Origin of the sequence: Bacillus sp. NPDC077411, assembly GCF_044543425.1 — a bacterium.
Taxonomy (GTDB): domain Bacteria; phylum Bacillota; class Bacilli; order Bacillales; family Bacillaceae_G; genus Bacillus_A; species Bacillus_A bruguierae.
The window spans coordinates 116,636-130,349 of record NZ_JBITWA010000005.1 but is presented as its reverse complement, the minus strand read 5'-3'; the positions used below and the strand labels follow the sequence as shown (position 1 = coordinate 130,349).

Annotated in this window: 6 protein-coding genes and 2 other annotated features; of the genes, 4 read left to right on the top strand and 2 right to left on the bottom strand. The window is 35.4% G+C overall.

Translation table 11 applies throughout. From position 1 onward, the window contains the following. The first annotated feature begins 79 nt into the window (after positions 1-79). Entirely contained in the window at positions 80-634 is a 555-nt protein-coding gene (locus tag ACIGHG_RS09195) for an SMI1/KNR4 family protein (protein ID WP_336472713.1), read from the top strand. A gap of 210 nt (positions 635-844) precedes the next feature. Here ACIGHG_RS09195 and ACIGHG_RS09190 read toward each other — a convergent pair whose 3' ends face one another. Next, positions 845-1,534 (bottom strand): YjjG family noncanonical pyrimidine nucleotidase, encoded by a 690-nt coding sequence (locus tag ACIGHG_RS09190; protein WP_336472712.1) that lies wholly within the window; start codon positions 1,532-1,534, stop codon positions 845-847. A gap of 963 nt (positions 1,535-2,497) precedes the next feature. On the opposite strand from ACIGHG_RS09190, the gene ACIGHG_RS09185 reads away from it, so the two are divergent. Then, a complete protein-coding gene (locus ACIGHG_RS09185) occupies positions 2,498-4,732 on the top strand; it encodes a GW domain-containing glycosaminoglycan-binding protein (protein WP_396548187.1) in 2,235 nt (744 codons plus the stop codon). Between the two features lie 443 nt (positions 4,733-5,175). On the opposite strand, the gene ACIGHG_RS09180 is transcribed toward ACIGHG_RS09185, so the two are convergent. Next, on the bottom strand, positions 5,176-5,412 hold the full coding sequence (locus ACIGHG_RS09180; protein ID WP_336472711.1) for a hypothetical protein: 237 nt from the start codon (positions 5,410-5,412) through the stop codon (positions 5,176-5,178). A gap of 185 nt (positions 5,413-5,597) precedes the next feature. Continuing rightward, positions 5,598-5,839: a binding site (T-box leader), on the top strand. Between the two features lie 54 nt (positions 5,840-5,893). Between ACIGHG_RS09180 and ileS the strand changes: the two genes are divergently transcribed. Together ileS and ACIGHG_RS09170 are read left to right on the top strand one after the other, a co-directional pair. Further along, positions 5,894-8,998 carry an isoleucine--tRNA ligase gene (gene ileS, locus ACIGHG_RS09175; RefSeq protein WP_396548185.1) on the top strand — a complete coding sequence of 1,035 codons (3,105 nt, stop codon included), beginning with the start codon at positions 5,894-5,896 and terminating at the stop codon, positions 8,996-8,998. A 90-nt stretch (positions 8,999-9,088) separates the two neighbouring features. Next, on the top strand, positions 9,089-13,321 hold the full coding sequence (locus tag ACIGHG_RS09170) for a tetratricopeptide repeat protein (protein ID WP_396548183.1): 4,233 nt from the start codon (positions 9,089-9,091) through the stop codon (positions 13,319-13,321). Between the two features lie 139 nt (positions 13,322-13,460). Continuing rightward, positions 13,461-13,673 (top strand) — a binding site (T-box leader). Positions 13,674-13,714: the final 41 nt, after the last annotated feature.

The window sequence follows — 13,714 nt, the reverse complement described above, 5'->3', positions numbered from 1 at the left end:
CTAAATGAATTGTTAACAAATGAGCTTCGTCTATTATTTAGATTGCAAGACATTGAGAATGATTGGGGGTATCTGGCATATGTCGAAGGAAAAGAATCCATTATGTTCGATGGAGGAACTTCAAATTAAGTTGAAAGAAAGAATGCTTCCAATGGCAGAATACTTAGAGATTGATTCATTTTTATTAAAGAACAATATTCATCAGGAACCTATTCAAGAATTTCAAGAGAAATTTCAGCTTCATCCGAAAAGTGTCTTTTTAAATTTTGTTCGTCAATATGACTTGAATCAGTGGGAGTTCTTTAATATTTGGTTTGGACGCGGAAATTATTTGGAGGAATTGATTGAAATTAATACAGGATGGGATTGTTGGTGGGGAGAAGGGGAGAGACCAAGTGAATGGTTAATGATTGCTCAAACGGATCCTTATACATTTTTGCTTCACCGACAGACGGACAAAATTTACGCCATTACAAGCGATGATAAAGATACGGAGTGGCAGGCAATTGCCCCAAATTTTGAACAGTGGATTCGAGGAATCGGAACATACTATATAGAGAAGCGTGATATTGAAGAAATTATCTGCCTTGTACAAGCTGAAAACAAAAAATATTGGAGAGAATTGAATACTTGAATATTAAGCAATTCCTGTTGGGACAGGGTGGAAAATAGAAGAACATCATTGTCAAAGAACGTACAGAGAAGCGAGTGGATTTGAAAAGCTCCTTAAGCCATTTGAGTGCCTAGAGGAGCTTTTTTATACGGTAGGAATTTATTTTAATCAATCTTTTTCAAAATGTATTCTTTTAAATCTTTTTGAGATAACTATTCTCTTAATATATAACTATTTTTTTAGTATCTTTTTAAGCTCCATCAAATTTGAAATCTCATAAGTAGGTTTTAATTCTGATGTATTTACAATTTGATTAGGATTAAACCAACATGTATCTATGCCAAAATTGTTTCCGCCTTGTATATCAGAAGTTAAGCTATCTCCTACCATTAATACTTTGTTTTTGTCAGTATGCTTTAAATTGTTTAAGGCGTGCTCAAATATTTTAGAATCTGGCTTCGATACATTAACATCCTCAGAGACTACTATATCTTCAAAATATTTTGCTATAGTAGATTTCCGTATTCGATTATCTTGAACATCTTTGAGACCATTGGTTATTATCGAAAGTCTATATTCTTGATGTAGACTTTCGACAAGGGTTATACTCTCATCATATAAAAAAGAAGCATTAGATAAATGTTTCATATATAATTGTGCGAGTTCAACTTCATCAAATTTAGCATTTAATTTATTTGATAACCGTTTAAATCGTTCAACATTTAAGTTTTTCTGAGTAATAAGTCCATCCTCTAGCTCTTTCCATATAGCTGTATTGATAGCCTTATATATTTTTAAATGATAACTTTCATCATATTTTATATTACATGCCAGCATCGTATTTTTAAGAGCGTGTTTTTCAGATTTTTTAAAATCAAATAAAGTCTCATCTGCATCAAATATTATAACTTCGTACTTCATATTAATCCTCCAGATATATATAAATACAAATTAAAAAACCGGCATAAAAACCTCTTTCTTTTAGATGGTCGAGAGCATCTGGCCATGCATAGAAGCGGTCAGGGCCTTTTCCTGCCACATGCAAGGTTTAAAACAAAATGACAAAGCAAGTAGCAGTCATGTTTCGTTCTGCATAACAGCGACTTATATGACGGAAAATTAAAATGGATATATATAGTTAATTTTTGTAGTGGTCACATACAAACTGTCTTATAAAAATGTCTTATCAACGTACTCATATGAGGTCCTGTCATACGTTAAAGCGCTAGGTTATAAATAAAATATCTTCTATGTTTTACGACACTTAATAAATTACAATATTTATTAAGTATTGTATATGACATATGTCATACTAAGCAGGGATTATGAGAAAATCTGAGCACGGGAAAATTATTTGTATGTAGTCTTCTTTATATTTTGTGTAATTTTGCATAGTCTAAAAAAACTGTTAATTCTGCTACTAGTAGTGTATTCGCGGCTTTTTCTAAGTGCCCATGAAAATCTCTGTAATATCTTGTTTTGGACTAGTGCTTCCATGATTTTTGATGTAAACTGATTCATAGGAAAGCTCTTTTCTATGAATTTTTGCGGTAACCCAATTCTATTAAGAAAAGGTCTTTTTTTTTGTTTTTATTTACACAAAATAGTGCATACTCTCTAAGTATTTGAATAAGACAACAATAAAGTGAAACTTCCATCAGTGGGGGTTTTCTTCATCCCCCACTGATGGTTAGTTGAACCAATCGGGCTTTTACGGGCAGTTATCCCCCACCTATCTTCTTCGATTCTCTCCCACTCTTGAGGGGGGGGGGCTTACTGCCCGTTAATGCGGGATAAATCAATTAAACTTACAATTTAAATTTAATAGGAGATAAGATTATGAGTGAAAATAATAAGTTAAAGGTACGTAGTAAATCAGTTGCGGTGATAGGAGTAACTGGCGTATGTTTATTGTTAGCAGAACCAACGTTTATAAAAGCTGATAACTTACAGGGTGAAGATATTAAATCAAATAATTTACAAGATCAATCACAAGATAATAGTTTTAAAATAGATAATTCACAAAACTTACAAGGCAGTAATATAAAATCAGATACCCAGAAAGATAATGATAGTAAGTTAGAAAATGTACAAGATAGAGATGTACATTCAAATAATCAACAAGATAGCAGTGCCAAATCGTATAACATAGAAAGTAATGAGGTTAAATCATCTAATCCACAAGAGAATGTTAGTCAACCATCTACCTCACAATCTAGTGCAACAACAGTACAAGAGACTCAATTTATTAAGTTTTCACAAGGTAATGGCATTTGGTCTGTACCATATGGATTACAAGGTGCAAACTATGTTGATTCCACAAATAAGTATGTAGGAAAAGAAGTTCAGCTGATTCAAAAAATGACAGTAAACAATATAGTATGGTATCAATTTAGTGTAGACGGACAAACAATCGGTTGGCTTGATAGTAGAGTGTTAACTGATTTGACAAACGTACAAGAAATAGATGAAAACGCCGTAATGGGTGCAACATCAAATAATGGTATATGGTCTGTACCTTATGGTATTAGCGGTGCAAACTACATAGACTTATCAGATAAATACGCTTACCAAAACATTAAATTAATAAAAAAAGTAACTTTTGGAAATGCGACATGGTATAAATTTAGTTTAAATGGTCAAGTTATCGGATGGATTGATGATAAAGCATTAGATAAAGGACAATCGACTTCTGTTAATTTCAATGTAATGATTGGAAATACAAATGGTAATGGGATATGGTCAACGCCGTACGGTATCATTGGTGCTAGATATTTAGGTTCTACAAATGATTATACATATCAAACTGTACAAGTAATAAGAACTGTAAAAATAGGAAACACAAATTGGTATCACATAAGTAAAGACGGTAAGTTAATTGGTTGGATAGATGGTGATAGAGTTGTAACGGATTTAGAAAACGTACAAATTGAAAATAGTACCTTAACAATAAGCGGTTCTATAAAACCTTCTGACGGTATTTGGAGTGTACCATATGGAGAATACGGTGCAAATTGGATTGCGCCTGTTAGTGATTATAGTTATAAACAAGTTCAAATTATACAGAGTGTAAAAAAATGGGGTGTAACTTGGGATAAAATCAAGTTAGGTGATAGAGTGTTAGGGTGGGTTGATGCAAAAACATTAGCAAATCTTACAATACAGAATGAAGATAGAACTGCAATGATTGGAGACACTAATGGTCATATTGTATGGACTTTACCTTATGGTGAAAGTAGTGCTAAATATGTTAACCCTGCTGTAAAGTACATAAATCAACCAATTCAAATCATTCGTAGTACGGAAAAAGATGGAGTACTTTGGTATAACTTTAAAATTGGTAACAATGAAGAGGGTTGGGTTGACTCCAGAGCAATTTCTAGTGCATCTAATATAATAGAAATGAATGAAACGTATCATGTATCAAATCCTGAGGGTCATACTGTATGGTCAAGACCTTATGGTATGCAAAACGCATCTTATATTGGCTTTGCTTCTAATTTTGCTAATAAGAACTTAAATGTAAAATTATCTGTAAATTACAACGGTGTAACATGGTATGCTTTTAGAGACAATAAGGGTGGTTTAAATTGGATAGATAGTAGAGCTGTTGTTCAAGGTTCTACTTATCCACATATGGATGTGCCGATTATTAGCCAACGTGATCCTTATATGCCATCAAGAAATTTAGTATCTGGTTGTGAGATAACTTCTGTAACTATGATGTTACAATATGCAGGTGCGAACGTAGATAAAGTTCAACTTGCATACGAAATGCCGTATTCTAGTTTTGATCCAAATCTAGGTTTTGTAGGAAACCCTTTTGGTAGAGGTTGGACTATATATCCACCTGCTCTAATGGATTTAGTACGTAAATACGCAGGTAGTTCAATAAATTTAACTGGGCAAGATATAAAAAGACAATTAGATGCTGGGAAACCTGTTGTAGCTTGGATGACTATGCATGGTTTTACAGTTCACGCTATTACGCTTGTAGGGTATGATGAAAACAATTTTTATTATAACGATCCTTGGACTGGTGAGAAAAATGCTTCTATGTATTGGTCTGACTTTTATAACAATTGGTCTACTCAAAATAGACGAGCAATTTCATATTAAAGTATTGGGTAGAGTTTAAAAATAACTCTACCTTTTTATATGGATGTATGGAAACAAGAAAATATGAGTTAAAAAACCAACATAAAACCCCTTTCTTTTTATGGGAGGACGAGAGCATCTGGCCGTGCATAGGAGCGGTCAGGGCCTTTTCCTGCCACGTGCAATGGTTTAAAACAAAGGGAGCAAGCAAGTGCAGGTCATAATGTATTCTGCATAGCAGCGACTTATATGTCGAAATATTAAAACAGGTTTATATAAATTTGGACACATATTATCTTTAATCTCAGATTGTTTCTTGAGGTATCTAGTGTTTACATTCTATAGAATGCGTTCTTCTTTGCATAATAAATGCCCCCTTGTTTGGTGATATTAAGAATAAAACGATTCTTAATAAGTGTCCAAATTCATTAGGAGGCTAATGGGAAAGTACAAATATCATATAATTAATGATTAAAAAATCCTAAAGCATATTTTACCCCTTCATGGATATCGGTTGTTTCATACCCTGCTAATTCTTCATAGGTAATTTGCATTTTGACATTTTCTAATTCGTAACCGCTGTCTAAATCAATATTCAACAGAACCTCATACCCATCAGTAGTAACGTTTGTTTCTATAATGTTAAAGGTTTGAATCGCTGTACCTGTTTCATACTCGATTGGCTCTAAAAGATCTGACATAAAAAACACCACTTTTCCTAATAATAAACATGTTTAGCTCTTTCAGTAGTTTAACCATGCGGCATGCTGTTATGCATGTCACATTCCAATAAGTGTAGAATTTAAATAAATATAATTTAAAAAACATTCTAAAATGATTGACAATTGATAGTGCATTGGAATAAAATAACTGTTAACAAAAGTATACAAATCTGATGACGAGAACAAGTAAAATATATCACTGTTCCCCAGAGAGCCGGTGCTGTGCTGAAAGCCGGTGTTCGGTATATGTTTGAAAATCATCTCCGAGGAGTCGAGCTGAACATAGTAAGTTCGAACGGTTGTCTACCGTTACAAGGAACGCGTATGATTGTACGTTGCTGAGTGCTATTGATGAGCCATTGATCAATAGAAGTAGGGTGGTAGCGCGGGTAAACCCGTCCCTAATGATAGGGACGGGTTTTTTGTGTACTTTTAATTATTTCTTAAGGAGTGATTGTAGATGAAGAAGGTAGATGTGAAAGAATTAGCTGTAAGGAGAGAAGCACGAATTCGTAAGCAATGGAATGAACAGGATACCTTTATGCAATCGATTCGAAATCGTGAAGGTGCACAATCTTTCGTATTTTATGAAGGACCGCCAACTGCGAATGGGCTTCCGCATGTCGGTCATGCCTTAGGGCGAACCATTAAAGATTTGGTTGCAAGATATAAAACGATGACAGGATATAAAGTGCTGCGTAAGGCTGGATGGGATACACATGGATTACCAGTGGAATTAGGTGTTGAAAAGCAGCTTGGCATTTCTGGGAAACATGATATTGAAAAGTACGGTGTAGAAGCCTTTCTAGCCAAATGTAAAGAGAGTGTATTTACGTATGAAAAGCAGTGGCGTGAGTTTACAGAGAGTATTGGTTACTGGGTTGACATGAATACGCCGTATATCACGTTAGATAATTCCTATATTGAAAGTGTTTGGCATGTTCTTGGAACGATTCATGAAAAAGGATTGTTATATAAAGGTCACCGCGTTTCTCCTTATTGCCCAAGCTGTCAAACGTCGTTAAGCTCACATGAGGTGGCGCAAGGATATAAAACAGTGAAGGATTTAAGTGCAACAGTTAAATTTCAGCTTGCAGATCAGGAAAACGAGTATATTCTCGGTTGGACAACGACGCCGTGGACGCTTCCCGCTAATGTAGCGTTAGCAGTTCATCCTGAGATGGAATACGTGAGGGCGCAGCAAGGGGATGATGTTTATATTGTTGCGAAAGAGTTAGTGGAAGATGTACTGCAGCAAGAGTATAAAGTGTTATCTGTTCACAGGGGAAGCGAGTTAATAGGTCTTTCTTATGTACCACCATTTCAATTTGCAGAAGTTACAAATGGTCATTGTGTAGTAAATGCTGATTTTGTCACAGCCAATAGCGGTACAGGAATTGTTCATATCGCACCTGCTTACGGAGAAGATGATTATAAAGTGGTTCAAGAACACGGTCTATCATTTGTGAATGTTGTAAACGAGAAGGGAGAATACACATCTGATGTTCCTTTTTTACAAGGGAAATTTGTAAAAGAGTGTGATGTTGATATTGTTCGCTATTTAGCTGAGCATGGTCTTCTTTATCATAAGGAGAAGTATGAGCATAGTTATCCGCATTGTTGGCGCTGTGATTCACCGTTACTTTATTACGCAAATGAAAGTTGGTTCATTCGAACAACTGCTTTAAAAGAGCAATTTTTACAAAATAATAATGAAGTAACATGGCATCCAGAGCATATTCAACATGGCCGGTTCGGTAATTTTTTAGAAAATATGGTTGATTGGAACATTAGCCGAAAACGATATTGGGGTACGCCGCTTAACGTATGGGAGTGCGATGGATGTCATCATCAATTTGCACCGAAAAGTATTGAAGAACTTAGAAATTTTGCGATTAGCGCTGTAGATGAAAATATTGAGTTGCATAAGCCATATATGGATGAAGTGAAGGTAAAGTGTTCAAAATGTGGTGAGACGATGAATCGTACGCCAGAAGTAATTGACGTTTGGTTTGATAGCGGTTCGATGCCATTTGCTCAGTATCATTATCCATTTGAAAATAAAGAGTTATTTGAAGAACAGTTTCCAGCGGATGTTATTGCTGAAGGAATTGATCAGACGCGCGGATGGTTTTATAGTCTACTTGCAGTATCTACTCTGTACACTGGAAGAGCACCGTATAAGCGTGTATTATCACTTGGGCATGTGTTAGATGAAAATGGGCAAAAAATGTCTAAAAGTAAAGGGAATGCGTTAGATCCAGTAGATTTAGTAGAGAAATTTGGAGCGGATGCCCTGCGGTGGGCACTTCTTGTAGATAGTGCGCCGTGGAATCCAAAGCGATTTTCAGAACGAACTGTACAAGAAGCAAAGTCGAAACTCGTTGATACGTTGTTAAATGTATACAGTTTTTATGTATTGTACGCGAATTTAGATGGATACAATCCAAAACAGGAATATAGTACAAAGAAAACAAAATTGGATGAATGGGTATTATCAAGATTGCATAGTACGATTCAAAAAGTAAGCATTGCTTTAGAGGATTATCAATTTACAACAGCTGCGCGTGAAATAGCCGTATTAGTTGAAGAGGTAAGTAATTGGTATGTAAGACGTTCCCGTAGTCGTTTTTGGGCATCTGGTATGAATGCTGAAAAAGCAGCAGCATACGATACACTTCACGAAGTACTTGTTACGCTTAGTAAGCTACTTGCGCCGTTCACACCATTTTTAGCAGAAGATATTCATTTTAATTTAGAAGGCAGTAGTGTTCATTTAGCAGATTATCCAGTATGTGAAGAAGCGCTAATTCAGAAACAGCTTGAAAGAGAGATGGCAGCTGTTTTGCAAGTAGTTGAGCTTGGACGTAGCATTCGTAATCAACATACACTAAAAGTAAAACAACCATTAGCAAAACTTGTTGTATTTGAGAATGCGAAGCAAGAAATGGATTGGGATTCTTATAAAGAGATTATAATGGATGAGCTTAACGTGAAAGAAGTTACGATCGAACATAGCGAAGCGGAGTATATGTCATATCAGTTAAAACTAAATTTTAAACAAGCAGGACCGAAATTTGGAAAACAAATCAATACGGTAAATCATTGGCTGCAAAATTTATCTAGTGAAGAAGTAAAAGTGTTTATAGAGGATCAAAAGGGAGCATGTCAAATGTCGTCTGGAGAAGCTGTAACAGTAACATTAGACGATGTGTTTGTTGAAAAAGTGCCGAAAACAGGATTTGCTGATGCTACGAATGGATTATATACCGTTATGATGGATACGAATGTAACGGATGAATTGCTGCAGGAAGGAACGGCGCGAGAATTTATTCGCGCTGTACAGGAATATCGAAAACAATTGAATTTACCAGTAAATTTGCGAGTAGACATTGAAGTTGAATGTGACGAGGAATTACAGAATGTAATTATGAAGTATAAAGAATTACTACAAGAAAACTTACTTATGAAACAATTATTCATCAAGGAATCGATGCAACAAGCAAAGCAAATCCAAGTAGGGAATAAGCATATGTTGATTCATCTTAGAGCGAACGAGATATAAGATAAGAAAAACAGAGTATACGCTCTGTTTTTTTTCTTTTGAAGAAACTGTGAAAAAGCATTGTAAGTTCTATAACTAGTATATAAAATTATGAAAAAAGAATGGAGTGAAAAGATGCGAGACTTTGAGAAATTAAGGGTATACGTAAAAAGGAAAGAATTTTCAAATGGTTTATCGGAAATTCAAAAGGAAATTGAGGAAATAAGAGCAAGAAAATCTCTTTCATATATGAAAAAATGGCTCGGTCAAATTTCTTCAGAAGAAGATTTTTATACACTTATTCAATTGTTGGATGAAGGGTTAATGCCAGCTTATAGTAGATTTATGGTGCGGTATGCGCATCGTCGTTTTAACAGTTTTCGTACTCTTACTTGGTTTTGTGATGATTTAATTGATGAACGAAAATCATTAGATGCAGAAGATTTGTTAAAAGAGGCATTGCGAAAAAAAGGGAATTCTGTTAAAAAAGAGCACCTTGCAAAGACATATTTCGTATTGGCACGCTGCATACTGGAAATGCGTCGTTATGAGGAAGCTTATACATATATGAAGAAAGCAGAAGAGTTAAGTGAAATTCCGATTTTTGATAAATGGGGTTACTTCTATTTATTTAAAGGCGATTGGCTAAAGGCAGAAGAAGTACTTCGAAAAGGAATGAATTATGAAGAATGCGCAGATACGTCAACATATTTATTGGCTGAGCTACATTCTATGAAAGGGGAACATGAAGAATCATTACAAATCATTACGGAAGCGATGAAGAAATTTCCCCAAGTTCCGTTCTTTTATTTAGAAAAGATTAAAAGATTATATGATCAAAAAGCATATGATGAGCTGAGCCAAGTTTTACATGAAGTTCAAAAGTTGTTGCCATTTCATAGTTATCAATCGTTTTTCTTACAAATTTGGGCGGAAATCTATTATACGAAAGGTGAGTGGGCTACTCTGCAAACATTGTTAGAAAATGAGAATAGTTTAAAAGATTCCCCTTATCACAACGCACTGCGTTTTGCTGAGCAAAAAGAAGTGATGTTACCAATTATACCTGTCGTGCAGAAAGATAACTACTGTGTACCTGCAAGTATCGAAATGATGCTGAAGCTTTTTGGAAAGCATGAAAATCAAGATGAAATTGCTAAGCATATTTTTGATGGAATCGGATCGAAGTTGTCAAAAACAGTTGAATACGTAGAAGGGATTGGTTATAAAAGTCGCTTTTTTGTAGGTGCAGTAGACATGTATAAAAGATTTATCGATGCGGGTATTCCGGTTATGCTTAGTGTCGATATAGATCATGTTTCGCATGTGCAATTGGTAGTTGGTTATAATGATCAGCTGCAAGTTTTATATATTCAAGATCCAAATTTTGCAGAGCGCATACTTGTCACATATGAAGAATTTGCAAAGCAGTATGTAAATACAAACTATTTATCTATCGCAATTGTTCCAAAAGAGAAAAGTGAGCTGCTTTCTTCTTTATGTGAAGAAGATGATTTGTATTTCCGTCGCATCTTTTCGTTAACAGATCACATGGAATTTGCTGAACACGACGATGTGGAAAATTTATTAAGGCTTTTACATGAGCATAACGAAAATCCGTATACATGGCTATATGCGATTAAGCATTTAGATTTACAAGATGGAAAGGAGTTTATATTTAGCTGTGCGAAGCGTGCTTTACATGCCTATCCGGAATCCGATTATGTAAACCTTCATGCAGCGCAATGTTTTGTGCGTATTGAAGAACTGGAACAAGCAAATAAAGTATTAGAACAAGTGAAGCATAAAACTTCTAATTCATTCTATCATTTTATTGAAGGACGCATTGCGTTAGATGAATCTCGTTATCATGATATGATCGCCAGTTTTCGCGCGTCGCTCCAGCTAGATCCTGACCAGCCAGTAGCTTGGAGTTATATGGCAATTGGATATATGTATTTAGGTGATTTAGAACAGGCTCTAAAGTATTCGTCTATTGCAACGGGGCGTTACGAAGATCGTTTTGTTTTTGTTAATCATGCTCTTATTTTAATGGATGCAGATCGAGATGAAGAAGCATATGAAGTGTTTACTATGTTGTTAAAACAATATAAACGAGACGGATATGTCTGGTGTGAGCGTGCGAGGTGTGCTCATAAATTAGGAAAGGTAAGATCGGCAATTCGCGGACTGCGAATCGGCAAGGAATTAGATCGTCAACTGCCGCTTCCATATATCATGTTAGCTGATATTTATGAAGCAGAATTAGATGATGAAAGAAAAGCAGAAGAGATTTTACTAGAAGGAGTGCAAAATGATGTCCAATCAGCTGCACTATATGCGAATTTAGGAGACTTTTATTTAGAACGAGAGCAATATGAAAAAGCACTGAACATGTATGAAGTAGGACTTCAACATGACGAGGAAGATGTATCCTGTCATATAGGGATAGGTGAAGTCTACATGAAACAAAGAAGCTATGAAACAGGAAAACAATATATTTTTAGACTGAAAAAACAGTTTACTGAAGATAGTGACTTCCTTATTAATGCCGGGAAAGTATTATGGAATGCTGCTATGGATCAAAGCATAGAGCAAAAAGAAGTGGAATCGGCTTTAACAATCATGGAAGAAGGAATCGTTTGTATACAAAATAATTTCCGGGATGCACTAGATATATATGTAACGCAGCTAGAAGATACACCATTTTTACAAAGAGGGATTTCATTTTTAAGTACTTTAGTTGAAGAAGATAATCATAATATAGATTATTTATGTTATTTAGGAATATTACAGGAGTCGGCTGGAAATTATATGAAAGCTATTTGGCTATATGAGCAAGCGGCGTGGATCACTGAAGATACATTCCCGCATTTTAGACTCGGAGAAGCGTATAAAACATTGGAAGAATGGGAACAAGCAAAAACAGCTTATTTACAATGCGTGAAACGAGATTCTACTTTTGCAATGGCGCATTTAAAACTGGCTGAAATTTACTATGTTGAAGAAGATTTAGAGAACGAACAGCATCATATGTTTGAAGGTTGTAAAAATGCCCCCCTTTTAGTAAATATGGAGCATTTAGCGAATATATCAGTAAAAGCCGGGCGTCATAAGGAACTGATTGCGGCTTTAAACAAAAAGAAAGGGATTGTTCCTGAGTCATGGCGTTTAAATAGTCTTGCATATGTATACGGGGCATCTGGTAATGGCCAGAAAGAACGTGTTTATGTAGAACAGGCGCTGGCAAAGGAAAATAATCATGAAGAGATATTACATCATTATGCGAAAATATTACTTGCCTCGCATGAAAAAGAAGGTTTACCTGTTATTGAAAAGCTTATTATGCAAAATGTTCACAATGAAGAAGTGTATGTAACGTATATAGACGAATTGCAAAAGCGAAGAAAAAGTATAAGTGATAGTTTAGGAGATTTAGACATATCAAAAGAAGAAAAAAGTTATGCGTTTATGTATGCAGCTTCCGCACTTGAACAAAAATGTATGGAACAGATGGAGCAAGAAGAACAAACAGGAGCATTTTTTACAAAAATGTATCGCCGCATTCGAAAGCGTGCGCAAGATGTACTTTCTATTACATCTATTATTGATTTGTATGAAACGGCAATCCACCTAAATCAAGAAAACGGCGGGGCGGTACAGCGATTTGTACACTTTTATGTAAATGGCAATCTCATTGATGATGCAATAGAAACATTACGTAAATCGCTCGAAAACCATTGGAATTATGAAATTGCACATCAGTTTATTATGCTGCTTTTAGAACATGTAGATGACAATGGGGAAAGGCTGCAAGAGGCATTGCGTGAAACGGAGCACATTTTGCAAGAAAGGCCGACGGACGCATCGATTCGAATGTTGCAGGGCACGATATTACTAGATTTACAAAGGGAAGAAGAAGGAGAATATATTCTCCATGCTTTAACAGAAGATGTTCCAATGATGAGTGGTAGTTTTATACATTTAGGTGCTCTTTACAGTAATCAAGAGCGTTACCAAGAAGCGATTGCTATATTGGAAAAAGGATTAGAGCATCATCCAGAAGAGGATGAACTATATATCGGTCTTGGTGTTTCCTATCATTTAAACGGTGATACAGAAAGAGCGTTGCAGCTTATGGATGAGGTATTATTGATGGATGAATCACATTTAAATGCCAGGTATAATAAAGCATGCTATTTATCTGTATTGAATCGAAAGGAAGAAGCGACCACTGAATTAGAGCGCGTACTGCAAGAAGATGAAAGCGGCTATTTTGCAGAATTAATGGAAGAGGACCCAGATTTAATACGTATTAAAAAATATGTAAAGCAATATATTTGATGAATTTTGGGAAAGTTTATAACAAGATAATAACGGATGTATAGAAGAAGTAAGAGAAATAATCTTTCGAATTATTTGAAAAAATAAAGAAAAATAACTTGCATTTCATTGTTTGAAAGGATAGAATATTCCGTAAATATAAAAAGCGATGAGCAGGAAAAGTACATCGTGAACTGATCTACAGAGAGCAATCGGTAGCTGAGAAGATTGCGGTGCAGCGTGATGGAAAGACACCTGTGAGTGTTATTTTGAACGTGAACAACTAGTAAAAGTAAACGGAACCTACCGTTATCAGGCAAAAAGTGGTCAATATGACAATTTGGGTGGTACCGCGGTGAAATCCGTCCCTTATATAGGGGCGGATTTTTGTATTCTTTGAAAGGGGTGAGCGGC